At 71.9% G+C, this 23,204-nt stretch carries 24 protein-coding genes; 8 read left to right on the top strand and 16 right to left on the bottom strand.

The window, feature by feature from the left end; genetic code table 11:
• Positions 1-64 precede the first annotated feature (64 nt).
• On the top strand, positions 65-1,087 hold the full coding sequence (locus ABZ342_RS10925; RefSeq protein ID WP_360471316.1) for an LLM class flavin-dependent oxidoreductase: 1,023 nt from the start codon (positions 65-67) through the stop codon (positions 1,085-1,087).
• Between the two features lie 44 nt (positions 1,088-1,131).
• Here the strand turns inward: ABZ342_RS10925 and ABZ342_RS10920 are convergent, their stop codons facing one another.
• The 3 genes from ABZ342_RS10920 to ABZ342_RS10910 all read right to left on the bottom strand — a co-directional run bounded on the left by ABZ342_RS10920 (position 1,132) and on the right by ABZ342_RS10910 (position 3,493).
• Positions 1,132-1,896, bottom strand: coding sequence for a polysaccharide lyase family 7 protein (locus ABZ342_RS10920; RefSeq protein ID WP_360471313.1), 765 nt, complete (start codon positions 1,894-1,896; stop codon positions 1,132-1,134).
• A 193-nt stretch (positions 1,897-2,089) separates the two neighbouring features.
• A complete protein-coding gene (locus ABZ342_RS10915) occupies positions 2,090-3,283 on the bottom strand; it encodes an alpha/beta hydrolase (RefSeq protein ID WP_360471310.1) in 1,194 nt (397 codons plus the stop codon).
• A gap of 33 nt (positions 3,284-3,316) precedes the next feature.
• A complete protein-coding gene (locus tag ABZ342_RS10910; protein WP_360471307.1) occupies positions 3,317-3,493 on the bottom strand; it encodes a hypothetical protein in 177 nt (58 codons plus the stop codon).
• A gap of 150 nt (positions 3,494-3,643) precedes the next feature.
• On the opposite strand from ABZ342_RS10910, the gene ABZ342_RS10905 reads away from it, so the two are divergent.
• Entirely contained in the window at positions 3,644-5,911 is a 2,268-nt protein-coding gene (locus tag ABZ342_RS10905) for a glycoside hydrolase family 3 N-terminal domain-containing protein (protein WP_360471304.1), read from the top strand.
• On the opposite strand, the gene ABZ342_RS10900 is transcribed toward ABZ342_RS10905, so the two are convergent.
• Positions 5,898-6,515 carry a class I SAM-dependent methyltransferase gene (locus tag ABZ342_RS10900; RefSeq protein ID WP_360471301.1) on the bottom strand — a complete coding sequence of 206 codons (618 nt, stop codon included), beginning with the start codon at positions 6,513-6,515 and terminating at the stop codon, positions 5,898-5,900. The two genes, ABZ342_RS10905 and ABZ342_RS10900, sit on opposite strands and share 14 nt — an antisense overlap.
• 37 nt (positions 6,516-6,552) lie before the next feature.
• Between ABZ342_RS10900 and ABZ342_RS10895 the strand changes: the two genes are divergently transcribed.
• Complete coding sequence (locus ABZ342_RS10895; protein WP_360471299.1) at positions 6,553-6,981, top strand: MerR family transcriptional regulator; 429 nt, start codon at positions 6,553-6,555, stop codon at positions 6,979-6,981.
• 67 nt (positions 6,982-7,048) lie between these two features.
• Here ABZ342_RS10895 and mftD read toward each other — a convergent pair whose 3' ends face one another.
• The 7 genes from mftD to mftA form a co-directional block, all read right to left on the bottom strand.
• On the bottom strand, positions 7,049-8,242 hold the full coding sequence (gene mftD, locus ABZ342_RS10890) for a pre-mycofactocin synthase MftD (RefSeq protein WP_360471296.1): 1,194 nt from the start codon (positions 8,240-8,242) through the stop codon (positions 7,049-7,051).
• Positions 8,239-9,651: a mycofactocin biosynthesis glycosyltransferase MftF gene (gene mftF, locus ABZ342_RS10885; RefSeq protein WP_360471293.1), complete on the bottom strand. Its 1,413-nt coding sequence runs from the start codon at positions 9,649-9,651 to the stop codon at positions 8,239-8,241. Before mftF ends, mftD begins: the two co-directional genes overlap by 4 nt.
• Positions 9,652-9,793: 142 nt before the next feature.
• Positions 9,794-10,555, bottom strand: a complete 762-nt coding sequence (locus tag ABZ342_RS10880; protein WP_360471290.1) for a mycofactocin-coupled SDR family oxidoreductase — start codon at positions 10,553-10,555, stop codon at positions 9,794-9,796.
• Positions 10,552-11,226, bottom strand: coding sequence for a mycofactocin biosynthesis peptidyl-dipeptidase MftE (gene mftE / locus ABZ342_RS10875; RefSeq protein ID WP_360471288.1), 675 nt, complete (start codon positions 11,224-11,226; stop codon positions 10,552-10,554). Before mftE ends, ABZ342_RS10880 begins: the two co-directional genes overlap by 4 nt.
• 2 nt (positions 11,227-11,228) lie before the next feature.
• Positions 11,229-12,395: a mycofactocin radical SAM maturase gene (gene mftC, locus ABZ342_RS10870; protein ID WP_155547111.1), complete on the bottom strand. Its 1,167-nt coding sequence runs from the start codon at positions 12,393-12,395 to the stop codon at positions 11,229-11,231.
• The gene (gene mftB, locus ABZ342_RS10865; protein ID WP_360471284.1) at positions 12,395-12,688 is read right to left on the bottom strand and encodes a mycofactocin biosynthesis chaperone MftB; all 294 of its coding nucleotides are present in this window, start codon (positions 12,686-12,688) and stop codon (positions 12,395-12,397) included. Before mftB ends, mftC begins: the two co-directional genes overlap by 1 nt.
• Complete coding sequence (mftA, locus tag ABZ342_RS10860; RefSeq protein WP_360471281.1) at positions 12,678-12,785, bottom strand: mycofactocin precursor MftA; 108 nt, start codon at positions 12,783-12,785, stop codon at positions 12,678-12,680. The genes mftB and mftA overlap by 11 nt, the downstream gene beginning before the upstream one ends.
• A gap of 106 nt (positions 12,786-12,891) precedes the next feature.
• Here mftA and mftR point away from each other — a divergent pair, with 106 nt between their 5' ends.
• Complete coding sequence (gene mftR / locus ABZ342_RS10855; RefSeq protein WP_360471279.1) at positions 12,892-13,533, top strand: mycofactocin system transcriptional regulator; 642 nt, start codon at positions 12,892-12,894, stop codon at positions 13,531-13,533.
• 90 nt (positions 13,534-13,623) lie between these two features.
• Here mftR and ABZ342_RS10850 read toward each other — a convergent pair whose 3' ends face one another.
• Positions 13,624-14,061 (bottom strand): SRPBCC domain-containing protein, encoded by a 438-nt coding sequence (locus ABZ342_RS10850; RefSeq protein WP_360471277.1) that lies wholly within the window; start codon positions 14,059-14,061, stop codon positions 13,624-13,626.
• Positions 14,062-14,120: 59 nt separating this feature from the next.
• Between ABZ342_RS10850 and ABZ342_RS10845 the strand changes: the two genes are divergently transcribed.
• Complete coding sequence (locus tag ABZ342_RS10845) at positions 14,121-14,729, top strand: helix-turn-helix domain-containing protein (RefSeq protein ID WP_360471275.1); 609 nt, start codon at positions 14,121-14,123, stop codon at positions 14,727-14,729.
• Between the two features lie 363 nt (positions 14,730-15,092).
• Here the strand turns inward: ABZ342_RS10845 and ABZ342_RS10840 are convergent, their stop codons facing one another.
• On the bottom strand, positions 15,093-15,767 hold the full coding sequence (locus tag ABZ342_RS10840) for a DUF4190 domain-containing protein (RefSeq protein WP_360471272.1): 675 nt from the start codon (positions 15,765-15,767) through the stop codon (positions 15,093-15,095).
• Positions 15,768-15,910: 143 nt separating this feature from the next.
• On the opposite strand from ABZ342_RS10840, the gene ABZ342_RS10835 reads away from it, so the two are divergent.
• The 3 genes from ABZ342_RS10835 (at position 15,911) to ABZ342_RS10825 (ending at position 19,522) form a co-directional block, all read left to right on the top strand.
• A complete protein-coding gene (locus ABZ342_RS10835) occupies positions 15,911-16,231 on the top strand; it encodes a hypothetical protein (RefSeq protein WP_360471270.1) in 321 nt (106 codons plus the stop codon).
• A 91-nt stretch (positions 16,232-16,322) separates the two neighbouring features.
• The gene (locus tag ABZ342_RS10830; protein ID WP_360471267.1) at positions 16,323-17,951 is read left to right on the top strand and encodes a GMC family oxidoreductase N-terminal domain-containing protein; all 1,629 of its coding nucleotides are present in this window, start codon (positions 16,323-16,325) and stop codon (positions 17,949-17,951) included.
• Positions 17,948-19,522, top strand: a complete 1,575-nt coding sequence (locus tag ABZ342_RS10825; RefSeq protein WP_360471264.1) for a succinic semialdehyde dehydrogenase — start codon at positions 17,948-17,950, stop codon at positions 19,520-19,522. Before ABZ342_RS10830 ends, ABZ342_RS10825 begins: the two co-directional genes overlap by 4 nt.
• On the opposite strand, the gene ABZ342_RS10820 is transcribed toward ABZ342_RS10825, so the two are convergent.
• From ABZ342_RS10820 to eno, 3 genes are read right to left on the bottom strand one after another with little or no spacing between them, the layout of a single operon-like run.
• Complete coding sequence (locus ABZ342_RS10820; RefSeq protein WP_360471262.1) at positions 19,523-20,293, bottom strand: isocitrate lyase/phosphoenolpyruvate mutase family protein; 771 nt, start codon at positions 20,291-20,293, stop codon at positions 19,523-19,525.
• Positions 20,294-20,328: 35 nt separating this feature from the next.
• Complete coding sequence (locus tag ABZ342_RS10815; RefSeq protein WP_360471475.1) at positions 20,329-21,777, bottom strand: phospholipase D family protein; 1,449 nt, start codon at positions 21,775-21,777, stop codon at positions 20,329-20,331.
• A gap of 28 nt (positions 21,778-21,805) precedes the next feature.
• Complete coding sequence (eno, locus tag ABZ342_RS10810; RefSeq protein ID WP_360471259.1) at positions 21,806-23,089, bottom strand: phosphopyruvate hydratase; 1,284 nt, start codon at positions 23,087-23,089, stop codon at positions 21,806-21,808.
• Positions 23,090-23,204: the final 115 nt, after the last annotated feature.

Raw genomic sequence — 23,204 nt, 5'->3', positions numbered from 1 at the left:
TGCGGCGGCGGTCGGCCCGCTCACACCCGGGAATCATTTCCGGCCGCCGGACGCTGGGACGGGTGTGAAGAAGATCGGTTTCCTCTCGTTCGGCCACTGGTCGCCGAGCCCGCACTCCGAGACCCGCTCCGCCGCGGACTTCCTGCACCAGTCGATCGACCTGGCGGTCGCGGCCGAGGAGCTGGGTGTCGACGGCGCGTACTTCCGCGTGCACCACTTCGCGCGGCAGGCGGCGAGCCCGTTCCCGCTGCTCTCGGCGATCGGGGCGCGGACCTCGAAGATCGAGATCGGCACCGGCGTGATCGACATGCGCTACGAGAACCCGCTGTACATGGTCGAGGACGCCGGGGCGGCGGACCTGATCTCGGGCGGCCGGCTCCAGCTCGGCATCAGCCGGGGATCCCCCGAGCAGGTGATCGAGGGGTGGCGCTACTTCGGGTACGCCCCCGCCGACGGCGAGACCGACGCCGACATGGCCCGGCAGCACACCGAGGTCTTCCTCAAGCTGCTCGAAGGCGAGGGCTTCGCCCAGCCGAACCCGCGGCCGATGTTCTCCAACCCGCCGGGCCTGCTGCGGCTCGAGCCGCACTCCGAGGGCCTGCGGGACCGCATCTGGTGGGGGTCGAGCTCGAACGCGACGAGCGTCTGGGCCGCGAAGCTGGGCATGAACCTGCAGAGCTCGACGCTCAAGGACGACGAGACGGGCGAGCCGCTGCACGTCCAGCAGCGCAAGCAGATCGAGGCCTACCGCGAGGCGTGGACGGAGGCCGGCCACGAGCGGGAGCCGCGCGTGTCGGTCAGCCGCAGCATCTTCGCGCTGACGAACGACCAGGACCGCGCGTACTTCGGCGGCGACCGCAACTCGCGCGACCAGGTCGGCATGATCGACGAGAACACCCGCGCGATCTTCGGGCGCTCGTACGCCGCCGAGCCGGACGAGCTGGTGCGGGAGCTCAAGGAGGACGAGGCGGTCCAGGCCGCGGACACGCTCCTGCTGACCATCCCGAACCAGCTGGGGGTCGACTACAACGTCCACGTGCTGGAGAGCATCCTGACCCACGTGGCCCCGGAGCTCGGCTGGCGCTGACGCCCGCTTCGGTCCGGTGGTGGCGGCCACCGGGCCGGAGGCGGTCAGCTGTGGGAGACGGTCAAGCCGTAGAACGCCACCCGGGCGCCCTTGGTCGTGCTGTCCGACGAGGACTGGTTGTACGAGCCCGCCTTGAAGTACTGCCTGTACGCCTTGAACGACGACGGGATCGAGTAGTGGGTGACACTGCCGTTCACCGTCAGGTCGATGGTGTTGCCGCCCGAGATGCCGATCGTGTAGGTCCAGGTCTTGCCGACCGCCACGTGCCCGACGGTGTGCGACGTCTGGCCGCCGTCGGGGGAGTTCTCCGTGCCCAGGACGATGTCGCCGCTGGACCGGTAGTACAGCTCCAGCAACGGTTTCGTCGACGAGCCGCCCGTGCCGAGGTGGACCTGGCCGACGCACACGTTCGACGTCACCGACACCACGCGCAGCGTCGCGTTCAGCTTGTGCGAGCCGCTCAGCGACCAGTTCGCGGCCGAGCCGTCGCGGTTCATCTCGCGCAGCTCGGACCGCGCGTAGTTCGAGTTCGGGGTGGTGACGCCCTTTTCCGGCGCCCAGAAGGTCATCGCGCCGTCGCGGGTGTCGGTGTAGAAGTAGCTGTCCTGGAAGCCGTTCGCGCCCTTGAGCCGGGACGACGAGATGGTGGTCGGCGAGCCGGGGGAGCCGACCGGCTCCTGCAGCTGCCAGATCCCCAGGTCGAAGTTGCCGCCCGGGGCGACGGACGGGTCGGCGGCCGATGCGGGGAGAGCGGTGGCGGCGGCCAGTGCCGGGACCGCCAGCAGGACGAGCAGGGAACGCAAGCGCATCGAGGTGTCCTTTCACGATGTAAATGGTCTGGACAACCCGGCGGCGTGGGAAAACGGTAAGTCCCTGTTGGCGTCATGTCAAGGATTGACCCGCGAGCTACCGCGTCCCGTGATTCTCCGCCACTGCTCCCGGGTACCACTCGGGTACCCCAAGGGAGATGTTCATGCAGGTAGACGGACGTTCGGTGGTGGCTCAGGCGGGACAGCTGAAGTCGTGGCGCGGCGTCTTCGGCGTCAGCAGGTAGCCGTCCACCGCCGCCAGGGTGCACGGGGTGCGCCGGTAGGCACCGTGCCCCGAGCCTTCGTAGGTCAGCAGCGTGGTGTTCGCCGGCGCCTGGCGGTGGGCGTTCACGGCCCAGGCGTACGGCGTCGCCGGGTCGTAGCGGCTGCTGAGCAGCAGGATCCGCGGCGCTTTCGAGACGTTCAGCCGGTGCGGCGGGTTCGCGGGCGGGCCGGCGACGCCGAGGCACGCGGTGGCTTCACCGTGGCCGATCGTGCTGCCGCGCATGATCGGTGACCGGCGCAGCTCTTCGGCGTGCATCGCCGAATACCGCGCGAACGTCGGCATCCACAGGTCGAAGTCCTGGCAGACGACGGCAAGGCGGACCGCCTCGTAGTTGGGGGTGAACTCGGCTCGCACCGGCGACGTGCCGGCGGCGGTGTCGGCGATCACCCGGGCCACGTCGTCCCAGTCGGGGACGCGCATGTCCGCGTACACCTGGTCGCGCAACCAGTTGTGCGGGAACGGCATCCCGTCGGCGGCCATCTGGGCCCGCCGCCAGGTCGCCAGGACGTCGCGGCCGTGCAGCGCGCAGGTCGCCGTCCGGGCGCACCAGGCGGTGAACTGCCCGAACAGCTCGTCCACGGCGGCGGCCCGGTCGCCCACGAAGTGCGCGAGATCGACGCTGTGGTCGATGACGCCGTCCAGCACCATCGCCCGGACGTGGTCGCCGTACCGCTCGGCGTACTGCTGGCCCAGCAGCGTGCCGTAGGACGCGCCGTGGAAACTGATCCGGTCTTCGCCCAGCGCGCGGCGGACGGCGTCCAGGTCGCGGGCGTTGGTGGCGGTGTCGGCGTGGTCGAAGACCGGCAGGTTCCGCGCGCGGCAGTCGGCGACCAGTTGCCGGTTGCGGGCGCGCAGCGCGTCGAACTCCGCCTGGTCGGCGGGCTCGTCGCCGGGATCGTCGGGCGTGGTCTCGCAGTCGATGTAGTCGGTGCGGCCGGTCCCGCGCAGGTCGAAGCCCACGATGTCGAACCGCGCCCGGATCTCCGCGCCGAAGTAGCCGGGGGACAACGGGATCTCCGCACCGGACGAGCCGGGGCCGCCGGCGTCGGCCAGCAGGACGCCGAGGCGGTGGGCGGGGTCGGTGGCGCGGTGCCGGGCCACGGCGAGGCCGATCGACGGCCCCTGCGGCCGGTTTCAGTCGAGGGGCACCCGGAGCGTGCCGCACTCGCCGTCGGGAACGCCGGGGTTGTCCGGGTCGTCCGGGCAGGTCGTCCAGGCGATCGGGGACGGCGACCACGTCGCGTCCGCGAGGGCGGGTGCCGCGCCGGCCATCAGGAAAGCGCTTGCCAGGACAGCTCCGAACGCCCGCACGGTGCCCCCTCCACGTGTCGGTCCGCATCCGACCGTAGAACTCGCGTGGCCGGACCACAAGCGTTCGCGGGAAGGAAAAACCACCCGGTCGGCGGGCCCTGATCGTGCTTATGCTGACGGCCCTCGTCCTCTCTCGAAAGGGTCCCCGCCATGGAACAGCCCGAGAGCCAAGCAGTCGCTTCGCCGTCCGCCGACGGCGTCAACCGGCGAAGCCTGCTCGCCGGAGTCGGCGGTCTCCTGGCCGCCGGGGGAGTCGCTTCGGCGCTCGCCCCGGCCGCGGCGGCGGACCCCGCCGCGCGGCCCGAACGGAACCCGCGGGTCGAAGACCTGCTCCGGAAGATGACCCTCGCCGAGAAGCTCGGGCAGCTCCAGCTGGTCGGCACCGAAGACCTCGCGCGGACGTCGCTCGCGACGGGTCAGCTCGGCGGGGTGTTCTCCGTGGTGGGCGCCGCGAAGCTGAACGCGCTGCAGAAGATCGCGGTCGAGCAGACCCGGTTGCGCATCCCGCTGATCTTCGGCCTCGACGTCATCCACGGCTACACCACGAACTTCCCGATCCCGCTGGCCCAGGGGTCGAGCTTCGACCCGGGCGTGCCGGCCGCCGACGCGACGGTGTCGGCGAAGGAAGCGCGGCGCAGCGGCATCCACTGGACCTACGCGCCGATGATGGACGTCACCCACGAGCCGCGCTGGGGGCGCATCGCCGAGGGCTCGGGTGAAGATCCTTACCTGGCTTCGCAAATGGCCGTGGCCAAGGTCCGCGGTTACCAGGGCGGCGACTACTCGTCCCCGGACCGCCTCGCCGCGTGCGCCAAGCACTTCGTCGCGTACGGCGGCGCGGAAGGCGGCCGCGACTACAACACCGTCGACGTTTCGCTGCAGCGCCTGCACAACCTCTACCTGCCGCCGTTCAAGGCCGCCGTCGAGGCGGGCGTGGCGACTGTGATGGCCAGCTTCAACACGATCAGCGGCGTCCCCGCACACGGCAACGGCTACGTCCTGCACGACGTCCTCAAAGGCGCGTACGGCTTCGGCGGCTTCGTCGTCAGCGACTACACCGGCGTCGAGGAGCTGATCCTGCACGGGCTGGCCGGCGACGGCGCCGACGCCGCGGCCGCCGCGCTGCCGGCCGGCGTCGACATGGAAATGGTCAGCACCAACTACGTGAAGTACGGGGAGCAGCTGCTGGCCCAGCGGCGGATCACCCGTGACCAGATCGACGACGCCGTCCGCCGCATCCTGCTGGTCAAGGTCAAGCTGGGCCTGTTCGAACGCCCGTACGTCGACGAAGCCGGCGAGACGAAGGCGCCGTCGCCGGCCGCGCTCGCCGCGTCACGGCAGGCCGCCGGGCGGTGCATGGTGCTGCTCAAGAACGACGGGCCGGTGCTGCCGCTGGCCAAGTCGGTCGGCTCGGTGGCCGTGGTCGGCCCGCTCGGCACGGCGACCTACGACCTCAACGGCACCTGGTCGGGCCTGGGCACCGGCGCGGGCACGACCCCGCCGGTGACGGTGGTCGACGGGATCAAGGCCGCGGCGCCCGGGGCGTCGGTGACCTACACCGCGGGCTGCACCGTCGACGGGACCGACACCAGTGGGTTCGCCGCCGCGCAGCAGGCCGCCCGCGCGGCCGCCGTCACCGTCGTCGTGGTGGGCGAGACCGCCGCGATGAGCGGCGAAGCGGCCGCACGGAGCAGCATCGACCTCCCCGGCGTGCAGCAGCAGCTCGTCGCGGCGATCAAGGAGACCGGGAAGCCGTTCGTGGTGGTGCTGGTCAACGGCCGGCCGCTGACGATCCCCTACCTGCACGACAACGCGCCCGCGATCCTCGAGGCGTGGGCACCGGGCGTCCAAGGTGGGCACGCGGTCGCCGACGTCCTGTTCGGCACGGTCAACCCGGGCGGCAAGCTGCCGGTGAGCTTCCCGCGCGCGGTCGGCCAGGTCCCGATCTACTACAACCACGAGAACACCGGACGTCCGGCCGACCCGAACAACAAGTACACGTCGAAGTACCTCGACCTGGAGACCGGCCCGCTCTACGAGTTCGGCTACGGCCTTTCGTACACGACGTTCCGGGTCGACGGCCTGCGGCTTTCGGACACCCGGATGTCGTCGCGCGGCGGCCGGATCCAGGTCAGTGCCCGGGTGACCAACACGGGTGGCCGCGCGGGCGACGAGGTCGTCCAGCTGTACCTGCGCGACCCGGTCGCGAGCATCGTGCAGCCCGTCCGGCGGCTGCGCGGCTTCCAGCGGGTCACCCTGGAGGCGGGTGGGTCGAAGACGGTCTCGTTCACCCTGACCCCGGACGACGTCGGCTTCTACGACAACGCCGCGAAGTTCCGCGTCGAGCCGGGGAAGATCGAGGTCTACGTCGGCACCAGCTCGGCCGCCACGCTGACCGCGAGCTTCACCGTGGGTTGAGGCCGAGGACGCAGGCCACCGGCGGATCGAGGTCGAGCCTCTCGACCCGCAGGTCGGTGAACCCCGCCTGGGTGAGCAGCTCCCGGAGTTCGCCCGCGGCCCTGGTCGTGGTGTCCCGGTTCGCGCCGGGGCACCGCGGCTGGGACGCGAGCGCGATGCGGCCGCCGGGACGCAACAGGCCACGCAGCTCGCGCAGCCGTTGTGGCGGATCGGGCCAGAAGCCGGACGAGTTCACGGCCAGGACGGCGTCGAGCGGCTCGTCGAACGACGGCAGCCGGTCCACCGAGGCGTGGATCAGCTCGATGCGGCCGGCCGCGGCCCGGGTGCGCTTGGCCGCGCGCTCGACCATGACCGCGGAGTGGTCGACGCCGTAGACGTGGCCCCGGGTGGCACGCGCGGCCAGTTCGCCGAGGGCGATCCCGGGCCCGAAGCCGACTTCGAGTACCCGGTCCTCGGGCCGGACCTCCAGCAGTTCCACCACCCAGACGTTCCGCCGCCGGTTCGAGGCCCGGTGGGCCATCACCCAGCCGGCGATCCGTCCGCCGACGCCGTGGGGGCGGTGGAACTGCCCGATCATCCGTTGCTTGAGCCCGGTCTTCACCATGCCGCGAGTCAACGGCTTCAAGTACGCTCGAAGTCAAATGTCCGAGGAACTGCTGACGATCGGCGAGCTGGCCCACCGCACCGGCGTGGCCACCTCGGCCCTGCGGTACTGGGAAGAGCAGGGGCTGCTCCCGGCGCCCGGCCGGGTCGCGGGCCAGCGGCGTTACCCGCCTTCGGCCGTCGAGCTGGTCGGCGAGATCCTGATCTTCCGCGAGGTCGGCTTCAGCCTGCGCGAGCTGAAGACGCTCATGGACCTGCGCACGTCGGCCGCGCCCGGCTGGCGCGAGCTGCACGAACGCAAGCTCGCCGAGCTCGACCGCCGGATCGCCCGGGCCCAGGCCGCCCGCACGGCGATCGCGCACGGCCTGGCCTGCCCGCGCGAGGACGTCCACGACTGCCCGAACTTCCGGCGCGGCGTCGCGGCCCGCCTGGCCGGGGCTTCGCTGGAAGAGGCCCACTCGCACTGACGACGTGTCGTCCAGCTGTGTACGCGTGTCGTCCGTCCAGGTACGCGTGTCGTCCGTTCCGGGGCGGTCAGCGGACACTGGCCGGGGCGTCGGCGCCCAGGACGCGGGCGAAGGTCTCCGGGATCCGGACGTCGTCGCGGCCGAGGTCGTGGACGCTCCGGTGGCCGAGCGCCAGCAGCGTCGAGTCGATGCCGTTGCGCAGCACGTCGAGGACGTTCTCCACGCCGGCCTGGCCGTTCGCCGCCAGGCCCCATAGGTACGCGCGTCCGATGAGGACGGCCCGTGCGCCGAGGGCGAGCGCCTTGACGACGTCGCTGCCGCGCCGGATACCGCCGTCGAGCAGGACTTCCACCTGGTCGCCGACCGCGTCCGCGATCGCCGGGAGCGCCCGGATCGTCGCCGGCGTGCCGTCGAGGTTGTTGCCGCCGTGGTTCGACACCGAGATCGCGCTGACGCCCGCGTCGACCGCGCGCCGGGCTTCGTCGACGCGGATGACGCCCTTGAGGAGGAACGGCCCGTCCCACTGCTCACGCAGCCACCGGACGTCGTCCCACGACGGCGGCGGTGTCTGCATCCACTGGCCGTACGCGCCGAAGAACGTGGGGACCGGCGTGCCGGGCTCGGCCATGTTCGGCACGCTGAGGTCGGGCAGGCGGCGGGTGCGCGCGTAGTCCAGGAGCCAGCGCGGGCGGGCCAGGCCTTCGGGCGCGAACCGCAGCAGCTCGCGGAAGGTGAGCTTGTCGGGGATGTGCGGGCTGCCCCAGTCGCGGCTGTGGGAGAACGACCAGTCGAGCGTGAGGATGAGCCCCGCCGCCCCGGCGCGCCGGGCGCGGTCCAGCCGGGCGAGGATGTCGTCACGGCTGCCGGTCCAGTAGATCTGGAAGAACGTGTCCGGGTTGGCGGCGACGACCTCTTCGATCGGCTTGCTGGCGAAGGAGCTCAGGCCGATCGCGGTGCCACGCGCCGCGGCGGCCCGGGCGACGGCGACCTCGCCGTCCGGGTGCACGGCCTGCACGCCGGTGGGGGAGATGACCACCGGCAGCGCGATCTCCCGGCCGAGCACGGTGGTGCCGAGCGCGCGTTCGCCGGAGTGCCCGGCGGTGCGCGGCGCGAAGGTCAGCTCGTCGAACGCGTCGAGGTTGTCCTTGAGCGTCAAGCCTTTCTCGGAGCCGGCGATCAGCGCGGAGTAGACGGACGCGGGCAGGCGCTTCTTCGCGCGCCGCTGCGCCTCGGCGATGGATTCGAACCAGGTGTCGGTCATCGTTTTTCCTCACGGTCGACGCGCAGGGGGCGCCAGGCGATCTCGGGCAGGACGGGTGCGGGGGTCCGGTGGGTCAGGCAGCCGGCCCAGACGCCGGCGCCGTAGGCGATGTCGTCGGCGAGCGCCGCGGCGGTGTAGCGGACGGGGTCCAGGGCGGGCCGGTCGGCGAGCCACCGGGTCAACGGCGGCCCGAGCAGCAGCGACGCGACGGCGGCGCGCCGTCCCCACCCGCGTGGCACGAGGAGCGCGGCGAGGACCGGCGCGGCGAACTGCGTCCCGTAGCGGCCGGCGCCGAGCCAGGTCTGGTGCACGGCGGTGCCCATCGCCCGGACGACGCCGTCGGTGGGGATGTCGTGGGATCGCAACGTTTTGAGCATGCTGTGGACGGCACCGCCGAAGCCGGCGGATGCAAGCAGCGGTCGCCGGGCAAGCAGCGCGGCGACGGTCAGGGCCGGCCACGGGTGCAGGACGAGCGGTGAGAGGTTCCCTGGGTGGCGCTTCGCGAGCGGGGCGGCCGAGGTCCCGTAGCGCGCCCGGCGTCCGAGAAGCGCACGCCAGGTCGTGGGTTCCTGGTGGCCGACGTGGACGTCCGGGGCGTACCGCACGCGACGGCCCGCGGCGTGCAGCCGCCAGACGAGGTCGACGTCCTCGCCGACCCGCAGCTCCGGATCGAACCCGCCGACCTCCACCAGGGCGCTCCGGCGAGCGACCAGCGCGGCGGTGGGGACGTACGACATCCGGGTGCGGGGCGAGACGCGCGCGGGCCGGTCACCGAGGTCGAGACCGCCGGCGGCGGTGGTGTACCGGCCCGCCGCGGTGTCGGGGGCCAGGGCGCGAACGCGCGGCGCGACGGCGGCGAGCAGGGGATCGGCGAAGTGGGCGGCGAGCCGATCGGCCCAGTCACCGGCCGCGACGCAGTCACTGTCCACAAAGGCCACGAGGTCGGTTTCGACGTGGTCGAGAGCGGTGTTCCGCGCGGCCGCGGGTCCACCGTTGACCTCCCGCCGCACGAGCTTGGCCCCGTGCGCGGCGGCGGTCGCGGCGATGGCGGCGGGATCGGCCGAGCCGTCGTCGACGACCAGCACGGGGTGCCGGCCGTCGAGCGCGGCCAGGCAGCGAGCCAACGGCCCGGGCCGATCGAGGACGGGGACGACGACGGTGAGCGCCGCGGGCGCGGCCGGTTCGGGCGGCACGGGATGGGCGAAGCCGGCGTCGGTGAGCCGCCGGGCGAGGGTGCCGGTGGTCGCGGAGGTGACGGGGCCGCGGGCGAGTTCCCGCCAGGCTTTTCGGCCGGCCGGGGTGAGGTGGAGGACCCGGGCGGGGGAGCCGCCGAACCAGAGGTCGTCGCGGAGCTGCTTGGTATCCGGGTCGAGAGTGATCCGGAACCCGGCGGGGAGGGGAGTGCTCATGGGGTCGGCCCTCCGACGAGACGCGTGGGCCGGACGGCCGGGTCGAGAACGGTTCGGAGGCCGCCGGGACCGGAAGTACCGCCCGGCAGCCGGATGCCTGGTTCGGCTCGAAAGCCCACCGGCACCTCCGCACGCAAGGGGGTCACAGGGCCAGCCCTCCGTCCACCGGCACCACCGCGCCGGTCGTCGCGCCGCTCTCCGGTGCCGCGAGAAACGCCAAGAACCGCGCGATCTCCGCCGGCTCCAGCAACCGGCCCACCGGCTGCTGTGCGGCGAACTCCCTCGCCCCCGGCAGGCCGTACAGCCGGGCGCTCTCGGCGAGGATCGGCGTGTCCGTCGAACCAGGGCTGACCGCGTTGGCCGTTACCCCAGTGCCGCCCAGCTCGACCCCCAGCGCCCGGATCAGGCCCGCCACCCCCGCCTTCGCCGCGCAGTACGCCGCGAGCATCGGCAACCCGCTCGTCGCCGCCGCGGAGGCGACGGCCAGGAACCGTCCCGATCTCGGCTCCGGACGGCGCAGCAACGCCGGGATCGCCGCCCGGGCCAGGTTGACCACCCCGCGCAGGTTCACCTCCAGCACCGCGTCCTCCTGCTCCGGTGGCATCTCCCACAACGGCACGCCGCCGGCGATCACTCCGGCGGCCGCGATGGCGACGTCGAGTCCTCCCCACCGTCGTTCGGCTTCGGCCACCGCCGCGGCCAGCGCCGAGGGATCCCGGACGTCGGCGACGAACGTCTCCGAGGAGACCGTGGCCAGTTCCGCCGGCGACCCCAGCGCATACGGCAGCGCGGGGTCGTCGGCGGCGATGTCGACCGCCAGCACCGCGTACCCCTCGCGCGTCAGGTGCCGGACGGTCGCGGCTCCGATCCCGCGGGCCGCTCCCGTGACGAGCGCGGTCCTCATCGCCAACCGTCCACATGGGACACCAGCTGCCTGACGAAGGAGTCCAGCAACGCCTGTCCTTGCCCGGACGTCGCGGCGGTCGGGTCGCCGAGCACCCCGGTCCGGCTCACCGCGCGCACCCCGCCCTCCCGCAGCAGCGGCAGCACCTCCCCGAGGGGACGCCGATCGCCCGCCACCGCCTGGTCCATCCGCACGGACGACGGCCGCAAAGCCAGCTGCAGCGCGGTTTCCGGGCGCCCGGCGTGCGGATCGCCGTCCCAGCGCGGCTGGAACACCTCGACGTCCCGCGACTCCGCCCGCAGCCGGGCGACGGCCCGGGCGACCGGCGCCGCGTTGCCGCCGTGCGCGGAGACGAACAGCAGCCGTCCGAACGTCTCCGCCGCGGACCGGCCCAGCTCCAGCAGCAGCAGTTCGGTCGCTTCCTGCCCGATCGAGAGCGTGCCGGCGAACCCGGCGTGCTCGCCGCTGGACCCGAACGCCACGGCGGGCGCCACCAGGACGTCCGGGCGCTTCTCCGACAGCCGGTCGCACAGTGCGAGCGCGATGTCGGTGTCCGTCGACAGCGGCAGGTGCGGGCCGTGCTGCTCGGTCGCGCCCACCGGCACCGCCAGGATCGCGCCGGACGCCGCCCGCGAGGCGACGTCCGGCCAGGTCAGGTCCGCGAGCCGCACGGTCAGCTCCGGAATCCCGCGAGCGGGCTCTCGTCGCAGGCCCGTTCCGGCGGACGGCGCATCCCGATGGTGACCGGGACCGGGCGCCGCCGGTGGGAGTGGTCGAGCGACGGCTTCGGGACGCTCGTGACGCCCGCGAGCGCCGGCTCGCCGTGGCCGCGCACGCACTCCGGGTCGGGTCCGTCGAGCGGCAGGCCGGTGAAGAACTTGGCCGCCATGCAGCCGCCGCGGCAGGCGTCGAACGCCGAGCACGACTCGCACGCCCCGCCGCTCTGCGGCGAACGCAACGACGTGAACAGCTCGGATTCCCGCCACACGCGGGTGAAACCGCCCTCGGAACGGGTGTTGCCGGCGAGAAAGGTGTCGTGGATGGCGAACGGGCACGCGTAGACGTCGCCGACCGGGTCGACCAGGCACACGACCCGCCCGGCGCCGCACAGGTTCAGCCCCGGCAGGTCGCCTTCGCCGTAGCCCGCGAGGTGGAAGAACGAGTCGCCGGTGAGGACGTTCTCGCCGCTCGCCACGAGCCAGTCGTAGAGCTGCCGCTGCTGGGCGGCGGTCGGGTGCAGCTCGCCCCAGGTGTCGGCGCCGCGGCCGGACGGGCGCAGCCGCGTGATGCGCAGCTGGGCCCGGTGGCGGTCGGCGAGGGCCTTGAACTCGTCGAGCTGGCCGACGTTGTGGCGCGTCATCACCACGGAGATCTTGAAGTTCTCGAAGCCGGCGTCGGCCAGGTTCCGCATCGCGCGGATCGCGGTGTCGTAGGAACCGGGGCCGCGGACGTGGTCGTTGACCTCGGCGGTGGCGCCGTCGAGGGAGATCTGGACGTCGACGTAGTCACTGGCGGCCAGCCGGCGGGCCACCTCGGGCGTGATCTTGACGCCGTTGGTGGAGAACTTGACGCCGACGTGGTGCGCGGTCGCGTAGTCGACCAGTTCCCAGAAGTCCGGGCGGACGGTCGGCTCGCCGCCGCCGATGTTGACGTAGAAGACCTGCATGCGCTCGAACTCGTCGATCAGCGCCTTGCACTCCGCTGTGGACAGTTCGCGCGGGTCGCGCCTTCCGGAGGAGGAAAGGCAGTGCACGCAGGAAAGGTTGCAGGCGTAGGTCAGTTCCCAGGTGAGGCAGATGGGCGCGTCGAGCCCGTACTGGAATTCGTCCACAAGGGACATCAGAGACTCCTCGGCTGGATCATGTGCGACGCGGCGAGGGCGGCCAGTGCCGCGCGGTACTTCGGCAGTTCCCCGGCGGCGACGCCGGCCTCGGCGCAGGCCGCCCGCGCGTCCGGGTGCCGGGCGAGGCCGCGGACGACGTCCAGGAGCGCCGGGCTCTTCAGGAAGGACAGCCGGCGGGTGCCGAAGTGGTACAGCAGGGCGCCGAACCGCTCGGGCCGGACCGAGACCCGGTCGTCGAGGCGCCACGCGCCGTCCAGGTCGAAACCCGCCGGCGAGTCCTCAGTAGACACCGCACATGCCGTCGATCGAGACCTCTTCGACCAGGAGTTCCTCCGTGAGGACCTCGTCGGTCTCGGCGGGTTCGGTCGTGGTGGGGTTCTCGCTCATCCTGACTCCTTCGGCAGTGATGATTTTCGGCACTGAGTGACGAATAGAGGGGAGAGTAGTGTCACCCAGTGTCAATAATCAAGGCCCTCGACGAAACGGCACCCGGATGACCGATGACACGCTCGCCCGCCCCGCGACCCGCCGGGGCCGCCCGCCGGGCACCAGCGCCCGGGAGCTCGAGGTCGCCGCGCTGCGGTTGTTCGGCGAGCAGGGTTTCCACGAGACGACGGTCGACCAGATCGCCGCGGCGGCCGGCGTCAGCAGGCGGACGTTCTTCCGCTACTACGACGCCAAGGCGGACGTGCTCTGGAACGAGTTCGACACCGAGGTCGAGACGATCCGTTCCCTGCTGGCGGAGACGCCGGCGGACCTGCCGGTGTTCGACGCGGTCCGCCGCGCGGTGCTGGAGGCCAACCACTACCGCGCGGACGACGTGCCGGAGCTGCGCCGCCGGATGACGCTGCTGAGCACGGTGCCGGACCTGGCCGCGAGCGCGGCGGTCCACTACGACGCGTGGGAGCGCGCGGTGAGCGCGTTCGTCGCCCGCCGGTCCGGGCAGCCGGAGGACTCGCTCTACCCGCTGGTGGTGGGGCGCGCGGTACTGGCGGCCTGCCGCGCGGCGTACGACCGTTGGTCCGCGCGCGCCGACGCCGACTTGACGGTGTACCTGGACGCGGCGCTGCGAGCCCTCGCGGCCGGGCTCACCGACGACGTGCTGGGGCGGGAACCGGACCCGGTGGCGGGCTGAGGCGGCGCGAGCCTGGTGTGGTGGCACCGGTCCCGGGCACGGTGGCCGTCATCGTCGACGGCTGCGTGTCCCGGTACCGCGCGCCGGCCGCTACCAGTCGGTTTCGGCGAGGACGCCGGGGAGGCCTTCGGTGAGCATCCGGCGGCGGACGCGGTGCAGCAGCCGGGACATCACGAATCCGCCGGCGCCGCGGAATCCCGTGTGGCGGTAGGTGAGGCGGGTGCCGGTTCCGGTTTCGGCCAGGTGGTACGTCACGGTGCTGGGTGGGTCGGTTTCCTGGTTGCGCCAGCTGAAGCTCAGGAGTCCGGGTGCGTCGGCCGCGAGGATCTCGCAGCGGACGATGCCGTCCCAGCCGGGGACCGGCTTTCCGATGAACCGGAATTTCGTGCCGACTTCCGGCGCGAAGCCTTCGGGGCGGCCGCCGCGGCCGGTCGACGTCCACCGCGGGACCAGGGCCGGGTCGGTGAGGGCGCGCCAGACCCGGGCGCGGGGCTGCGGATAGTCGCGGACGATCTCGAACTCGCTCATTACAGTCACTCCATTCTCTACAGTCACTGTAAACAGTACTCCTGCTGTACGATGTCCTGGTGCTGAAACCCGAGACGCTGCGAGAGCGGCGGAAGCGCGAACTGCGGCAGCAGCTGTCCGACACGGCGACCGTGATGTTCCTGGAGCGCGGGTTCGACGCGGTCCGCGTCGCGGACGTCGCGCGCGCGTGCGGGGTCACGGAAAAGACGGTGTTCAACCACTTCGGCAGCAAGGAAGAGCTGCTGGCCGACCGCTGGGACACCCACGTGGACGCGCTGGGCGCGCGGCTCGCGGAGGCGGAGCCGCTGGACGCGGCGCTCGAGGTGCTCGGCGAGGAGCTGGACTTCCTGGTGGCGTCGGCGCGGCGGCACGGGTGGGAGGAGATCCGCCGGTTCGGCGAGCTGGTCCGGACGACCCCGGCCCTGGTGGCCCACCACCGAGCGGCCCGCGACCGGCTGACGGAGGCCGCGGTGCGGGCGCTGGCCACCCGAGCCGGCACCACGCCCGACGACCCGGTGGTCCGCATCACGGCGGCGGCGGTGACGGGGTTGTGGAACGTGTACGCGCTGAGCCTCCAGCGACACCTGCCGAAGGGCGCGGCCCGCGCGGCTCGTGAGGTCCGGGCGGACCTGGCTCGAGCGGCGGACGCACTGCGCCGAGGACTCTGACCGCGATCGGCCGGTGCGTGACGCGAGCCGACCCGGCGGCCGGACAGTTTCGCTCGGGCGGCGGAGGCACTGCGCCGAGGCCTCTGTCCGCGATCGGCCGGTGCGTGACGCGAGCTGACCGGGCGGCCGGACAGTTTCGCTCGGGCGGCGGAGGCACTGCGCCGAGGAGTCTGATCGCGATCGGCCGGTGCGTGACGCGAGCCGACCCGGCGGCCGGACAGCTTCGCTTGCTCGCGCCGGGCGTATCGGGTCGCCAAGGATGGTGCGCCGCGCGTTCGGGCCCACCGCGGGTGCCCGCCGGGCAGTCGAGACCCGCCTGCCCACGCCGAGCGCATCCCGGCAGGAAGCCCGAAACCCCCGACCTCAGTGGGGGAGCGGCCCCGTCAACTGCCGCTCCGACGTCACCTGGAACGTGCACACCGCCGCGGACTTCCCGGCCAGCCAAGCCTTGCTGTCCGGATAGAAGACCCCCACCGCAGCTTCGACCGGCGGCACGTAACCCGGCCCGAACACCGCCGCCCGCTGGGCGTCGCAGCCCGCCTTCGCCTGGGCCTCCAGCATGTCCTCGCCCGGGTACTCGCCCTCGAAGTACCCCTTCAACGGCACCGTCGCGAACGCCTCGCCGTCGTGCGGCACCGTGCACGCCACCTTCGTCGCGTCGAGGCTGTACGCCGGCGGTGCCGTGTAGCACTCGCCGGGCTTGAGGCCGACGATCGTGGGAGTCGTCCCCAGCAGCTCGGCGCGGTTCACCAGGACGATCACGCCGATCGTCAGCGCGCCCACCCACAGCAGGCTGATCACTATCCCGGCGATCGCCATGCCGCGGCCGGCCTGGTTGGTCCGCCCGATCTGCACCAGCGCGACGATGCCGAAGATCAGCCCGAGCACCAGCGAGAACCCGCACACGCCGAGGATCCCCAGGATCAGCGACGCGACCGCGAACGTGTTGCGCCCTCGTGGGCCGGGCGGGGCCGGGGCCACCTGCATCCACTGCGGCGGGTTGGGCGGCGTGGCACCACCCGGGTACTGCTCGGACATCGATCCCCCCTCGGCCGGACGCCGCCGAACGGACGCCCGGCCTGAGCATAGTGGCGGATCGTGACGCGATGTCACACCTGGCCGCTTGTCGCTCGATGGGGTGACTGCTTACAGTTTTTCCTCCGGCTTCGCGGGGAGGAAGCATGCACGCCAGGCGGCGCTCGATCCGGTTCAGCGGCACGGAAGTCACCATCAGCGCGGCCGTCAAGGACGGCTTCTTCGGCACCGACCGCAAGCACACCTTCGACGTCAAGAAGATCAAGAGCATCAGCAACTCCGCGCCCGGGTTCTCCCGTCCCGGAAGGTTGACGTTCACCGTCGAAGGCGCCTCCGACGAAGTCGTGGAGAACCCGGCGAGTGGCGGCGACCGGGTGGACATGAACACGTTCTGTTACGGGAGCCTGGACACGGGCCGGGTGCGCAAGCTGGTCGCGGAGATCGAGAAGGCCAGGGAGGCGACGTAGGCGTACCCGTTGCGCTCCGAGGCGGCCAAGCTATACCGTGAGCAAACTAGAACAGGTTACAGTTTGTGGCGGGCCGGACCGAGGAGCGGACATGGCGAAGAAGGCGCCGCGCGGCGACGAAGCCGACTACGTCGTCGTCGGGTCGGGGAGCTCGGGGGCGGCGATCGCGGGCCGGCTGGCTCAGTCCGGGGCCAGCGTGATCGTCCTGGAGGCGGGCAAGAGCGACGAGCAGCTGCTCGTCAAGAAGCCCGGGCTGGTCGGCCCGATGCACGCGGTGCCCCAGCTCAAGGCCCTCAACGACTGGGGCTTCTACGGCGTCCCGCAGAAACACGTTCTCGATCGCCGGATGCCGGTGCCGCGCGGCAAGGTCGTCGGCGGCTCCAGCTCCATCAACGGCATGGTCTACGTCCGCGGCAACCGCGCCAACTTCGACTCCTGGGCCGCCGAGGGCAACACCGGCTGGGACGCCGACAGCGTCAACGCGGCGTACAAGCGCATGGAGGACTTCGAGGACGGCGAGAACGCCTTCCGCGGCGCCGGCGGCCCGATCCGGGTCACCCGCGCCAAGAACCCCCAGGAAGGCTCGCTGCAGTTCATCGACGCGACGTCCGACGCGCTCGGCTGCAAGATCCTCGACGACTACAACGCCGAGTCCCAAGAAGGCGTCAGCCGGATGCAGCAGAACGCCGCCGAAGGCTTGCGCTACAGCGCCTCGCGCGGCTACCTCCACCATCTCGCCCCGCCGACGCTGGAACTCCAGACCGGCGTGCTGGCCAAGAAAATCCTCTTCGAGAACGGCCGCGCCGCCGGGGTCGAGGTCGTCGACGGCGGCCGGCACCGCACGATCCGGGCGGGCAAGGAGGTCATCCTCTCGGCCGGGTTCGTCGGCTCCGCGCAGCTGCTCATGCTGTCCGGGATCGGCCACGCCGAGCACCTGAAGGAACACGGCATCGACGTCCTCGCCGACCTCCCGGTCGGGGACAACATGCACGACCACATGTTCCACGCGCTGACGTTCCACGTGTCCTCCAGCAAGAACAAGGGCTCCGCGCCGTACTTCGCGCGCGGCCTGGCCCGCGAACTGCTGCGGCCCGGCACCACGTTCCTGGCCAACTCGGTCTTCGAGGCGGTCGCGTTCCTGAAGACCTCGCAGGCCGAAGCCACCCCCGACCTCCAGCTGCACCTCCTGCCGTGGGCGTACGTCTCGCCCAACCAGGACGCGCCGATCCGGCACGACGTCGACAAGCGCCCGGCGCTCACCGTGCTGTCGACGCTGATCTACCCGAAGAGCCGCGGCACGCTGCGGCTCGCTTCGGCCGATCCCACGGCCGCGCCGCTGATCGACTTCCAGTACCTCTCCGAGCCCGCCGACCTGGAAGTGCTCGCCGAGGGCTCGGAGATGGTCCGCGAGATCTTCGCGTCGAAGGCGTTCAAGGGCGCGGTCAAGGAAGAGATCCACCCGGGCACGAACCTGCGCGGCCAGGAGCTGCGCGACGCGATCCTCAACCGCGCGACGTCGGTCTACCACGGCGTCGGCACCTGCCGGATGGGCGTCGACGAGCTCGCCGTCGTCGGCCCCGACCTCAAGGTGCGCGGGGTCGAGGGCCTGCGGGTCTGCGACGCCTCGATCATGCCGTCGATCACCGGCGGCAACACCAACGCGCCCGCCATCATGATCGGCGAACTGGGCGCCCGGCTCGTCCTCGGGAGCGGATCGTGACCGTGACGCCGCTGCACCTCACCCGTCCGGCGTCGGTGACCGACGCGTTCCTCACGCAGCTGGTCGCCCGCGTGCCGGGATCGTCGGGGGAGACCTGGAAGCTCACCGAGGTCTACACCGGGGAGGTGCTCGTCGAGCTGCCGCAGTCGACCCCGGCCGACATCGAGTCGGCGTTCGCCGCTGCCCGTGAGGCGCAACGGAAGTGGGCGGCGACGCCGCTCAAGCAGCGCCTGGCGGTGTTCAAGCGGGCACACGCGCTCTTCGTCGACCGCGCGCGGGCCGTCGCCGACCTCATCCAGGTCGAGAGCGGCAAGAACCGGCGGATGGCGATCGAAGAGACCTGCGACCCGGCCATGGTGATGAGCCACTACCTGCGGCGGGCCGCCAAGCTGCTGGCGCCGGTCAAGCGCGGTGGCCCGGTGCCGATGCTGACGTCGTCGACCGAGGTCCGGCAGCCCAAGGGGGTCGTCGGCATCATCGCGCCGTGGAACTTCCCGTTCGCCACCGGCATTTCCGACGCGATCCCGGCGCTGATGGCCGGCAACGCCGTGGTCCTCAAGCCGGACAACAAGACAGCGCTCTCCCCGCTCTACGGCATCCGGATGCTGGAGGAGACCGGCCTGCCGGAGGGTCTGTTCCAGGTCGTCTGCGGCGAGGGCCCCGACGTCGGCCCGACGCTCATCGACCAGGCCGACTACGTGATGTTCACCGGCTCCACGGCCACCGGACGCGTGATCGGCGAGCGGGCCGGGCGCAACCTCATCGGCTGCTGCCTGGAGCTCGGCGGCAAGAACCCGATGATCGTCCTCGACGACGCCGACCTCGCCGAAGCCGTGCCGGGCGCGATCTTCGGCGCGTTCGGCAACACCGGCCAGATCTGCATGCACATCGAGCGGATCTACCTGCCGGAGTCGCGCTACGACGAGTTCAAGGACGCGTTCGTGGCGGCGACCAAAGCGCTGGACGTCCGGGCCGCCTACGACTTCGGGCCCGACATGGGCTCGCTCGTCTCGCCCGACCACCTGCGCCGCGTCAAGGAGCACGTCGACGACGCGGTCGCGAAGGGCGCGACCGTGCTCTGCGGCGGCAAGGCGCGCCCCGACCTCGGGCCGGCGTTCTTCGAGCCGACGATCCTCGAAGGTGTCACGACGGACATGGCCTGCGGGGTCACCGAAACGTTCGGGCCGGTGATCGCGCTGCACAAGTACCGCACGGTCGACGAAGCCGTCGAGCTGGCCAACGACACCGACTACGGCCTCAACGCCTCGGTCTGGAGCCGGGACATCGGTGCCGCGCGGGCGGTCGCGGCCCGCCTGGAGTCCGGCAACGTCAACATCAACGACACCCTCGCGACGGCGTTCGCCGCCAAGGGGACGCCGTCCGGAGGGGTGAAGAGCTCCGGGGTCGGCGCCCGCCACGGCGACCAGGGCCTGCTCAAGTACACCGACGGCCAGAACCTGGCCGTGCTGAAGAAGCAGGTCATGGGCCCGCGGCCCGGACAGGGCTACGAGAAGTACGTCGAAAGCATGCTGTCCGGGCTGAAGCTCATGCGGCGGTTGCGGATCCGCTGATCAGTTGAGCTTCCGGGTGCCGGCGGGCAGGCCGCCGCCCGCGTAGACGTCCTCGGCGAGCTTGGCCAGCGCGGTCAGGGCGACGTTCTGGCTCCACGGGCCGTAGGACACGCGGGAGACGCCGAGCTCCTGCGCGCGGGCCAGGGGGATCGAGCCGGGGATGCCGATGAGGTTGACCTTGCGCTCGCCCAGTTCCTCGACGAGCCGCGCGACCTGGGCCTCGTCGAGCTTGCCGGGCACGAAGAAGTTGGACGCGCCCGCGTCGAGGTAGGCGCGGCCGCGGGTGATCGCCTCGGTCAGCGCGGTCTCGGGGTCGGTCTTGATGAAGGCGTCGGTGCGGGCGTTGAGCACGAAGTCGACGCCCGCCTTCCGCGCGGCCTCGACGGCGGCTTCGACCGCCTTCACGGCCTCACCCAGCGGCTTCATCTGGTCTTCGAGGTTGGCGCCGACCGCGCCGGCCTCGATGGCCCGGGCGATGGTGCCGCCGGGGTCGCCGTAGCCGGCTTCGAGGTCGGCGGTGACGGGCAGGTCGCCCGCCGTCCGCACGATCAGCGCGACCTCGGCGATCATCTCGTCACGCGGGATCTTCTCCCCGTCCGGGTAGCCGCGCGAGGCGGCGATGCCGTGGCTGGGGGTGGCGAGGGCCTGCGTGCCGGGCGTCTCGGCGACGACCTTGGCGGTGATCGCGTCCCAGACGTTGACGACGAGCAGCAGCTCGGGCGCGGCGTGCAGCTCCTGCAGCCGGGTGGCCTTCTCGGCGGTGGAAGTCATGCCGCCCAATCTAGGGCGAGCCGGCGATCTTCGCTTCAGCCGTCGACCAGGAGTCCACGCAGTGGTCCCTGCAGCCGGCCCGATCGCCGGGAGACGCCGGGGAGCAGCACGAGCCGGTGGGTGCGCGGCTCGCCCCGGTTCTCCCGCTCCAACTGCTCCTCGGCCAGGGGCCGCCAGAGGTGGTCGACGACGTCCGCCGGGTCGCCGTCCACCTCGGTCACGTCCCGGCCGAGGTGCTCGGCCCACAGGCGCAGCCGCGTCGTGCGGGCCAGCTGGGCGTCGTCGGTCGCGATGTTGACCTCGGTGTCGTTGAACAGCGAGTGCTCGTTGAGGTTCGCCGACCCGACGGTCAGCCACTCGTCGTCGACGATGCCGAGCTTCGCGTGGACGTAGACGGGGGAGGAGGCGTCCCCGTCATGCGCGCTGATCGTCGTCGCGAGGAGGCGGCCGTGACCGCCGTCGGCGTCGAGGAGGCGGCCCAGCTGGCCGCGGGTGGTGTCGGCGCCGTTGCTCGGCTTGCGGGGGAGCAGCAGGACCATGCGGAAGCGGTCGTCGGGCGGGTTGCGCAGCTTGTCGAGGAGCACCTCGGCGATCTCGGGCGACCAGAGGAACTGGTTCTCCAGGTAGACCAGCCGCCGCGCCGACCGCAGTGCCCGCAGGTACCCGTCGAGGATCGTGAACTCGCCCTTCGGGGCGAAGTCGTAGGTCGAGTTCGGGATCGTGCGCAGCAGCTGGACGCGGGTACCGCCCGCGGGCCCCGGCACCTTCGGCGGCGGCAGATACTCGCCCGCGACCTCCGTCCACCGCCGCGCGAAGTGGTCCGCGACGTCGGCGACGACCGGCCCTTCGAGCCGGGTGGCCAGGTCGTGCCAGCCGATCGGCCGCGGCGGGTGGTCCGGGCTGTCGTGCCGGTCGCCCTCCAGCGCCGTGAAGTCGACGCCGCCGACGAACGCGACCTCGCCGTCCACGATCACGAGCTTTTCGTGGTGGCAGTGCATGGTCCGCTCCCGGGAGTCCAGCACGCAGCGCACGGCCGAGCCGTCGGTGAACTTCCGCTGCTCCCGCCGCGCGAGACCGCGCGACGGCTGGAACGCGGGCACGGGCGGCCCGGCCCACAGCAGCACGCGCACCCCGACACCCCGGTCGGCGGTTTCGGCGAGCAGTTCCCGCAGGGTGGGGGAGCCGGGCTCGCGGGTCAGCCGGAAGTCGGCGCTGGCGTGCCAGTTGGCGAGGTGCACGTGGGACTTCGCGCCCCGGATGGCCTTCTCGATCGCCGGGAGAACCTCCTCGCCGTCGATCAGCACCTCGACGCGGTTGCCGTCGCGGACGGGCGCCCGGCCGCCGAAGCGGTCACCACCCGGCTCGAGCACGTCGCCCCAGCCCAGCGACCGGAGTCTTCGCTGGTGGTGAGCGCACAGGACGTGCTCGAGCCCGTCGCCGAGCCGTTCGTCCACCTTGTCCAGGAAAGAGTTCACCCGTCCTATGTGACTACAGATCGGCCCGGTCCGCCGATCAGCGGCTGCCGCGGAGGGTGGCGCGGCCGGCGTACCGGGCCTCGGCGCCGAGCTCCTCCTCGATGCGGATGAGCTGGTTGTACTTGGCGGTGCGGTCGGAGCGGGACAGCGAACCCGTCTTGATCTGGCCGCAGCCGGTGGCGACGGCGAGGTCGGCGATCGTGGTGTCCTCGGTCTCGCCGGAGCGGTGCGACATGACGGCCGAGTAGCCGGCCTTGTGCGCGGTGTCGACGGTCAGCAGCGTCTCGGTGAGCGTGCCGATCTGGTTGACCTTGATCAGGATCGAGTTCCCGATGCCGCGGTCGATCCCGTCCTGCAGCAGCTTGACGTTGGTGCAGAAGACGTCGTCCCCGACGAGCTGCACGCGGTCGCCGATGCCGTCGGTGAGCTGCTTCCAGCCGTCGTAGTCGTCCTGCGCGAGGCCGTCTTCGATGGAGACGATCGGGAAGCGCGTGGTCAGGTCGGCGAGGTAGGCGACGTGCTCCTCGACGCTGCGCTTGATGCCCTCGCCGCGGTAGTCGTAGACGCCGTTGTCGTAGAACTCCGACGCGGCCGGGTCGAGCAGCAGCGCGATGTCCTCGCCCGGGGTGTAGCCGCTCTCCTCGATCGCGCGCACGACGAACTCGAGCGCTTCGTCGGCGGAGGCGAGGTTGGGCGCGAAGCCGCCTTCGTCGCCGACGTTGGTCCCGTGCCCGGCCTTCTTCAGCGACGCGCGCAGGGTGTGGAAGACCTCCGAGCCCATCCGGACGGCCTCGGCGAAGGTCTCGGCGCCGACCGGGCCGATCATGAACTCCTGGAAGTCGATCGGGTTGTCGGCGTGCGCGCCGCCGTTGACGATGTTCATCATCGGCATCGGCAGCTGGTGGGCGAAGACGCCGCCGACGTAGCGGTACAGCGGCAGCGTGTTCGCCGCCGCGGCGGCCTTCGCGACGGCCAGGGAGATCCCGAGCGTGGCGTTGGCGCCGACGCGGGCCTTGTTCGGCGTCCCGTCCGCGGCGATCAGGGCGGCGTCGACCTCGGACTGCGCTTCGGCGTTCAGCCCGATGACGGCGTCGGCGAGTTCGGTGTTGACCGCGGTGACGGCCTTGCGGACGCCCTTGCCGTGGTAGCGCGCCTGGTCGCCGTCACGGAGCTCGACCGCCTCGCGCGTGCCGGTGGAGGCGCCCGACGGGACGGCGGCCCGGCCCAGCGAGCCGTCCGCCAGCACGACGTCGACCTCGACGGTCGGGTTGCCCCGGCTGTCGAGGACCTCACGACCATGAACACGGGCGATTGCCGTCATTTCAGCTCCTCGAAGAAGTTTCCCCAGGGGCGCCGGCGGCGCTGCCGTGCGCGGGTCCGCGACGCAGGCTAGCAGAGAGCTTCTGAATCGATAAGGGCCAATTCACGTGCGCGCA

The organism is Amycolatopsis sp. NPDC005961, from assembly GCF_040629235.1.
Classification (GTDB): Bacteria; Actinomycetota; Actinomycetes; order Mycobacteriales; family Pseudonocardiaceae; genus Amycolatopsis; species Amycolatopsis camponoti.
This window is presented reverse-complemented; position numbering and strand designations above follow the sequence as displayed.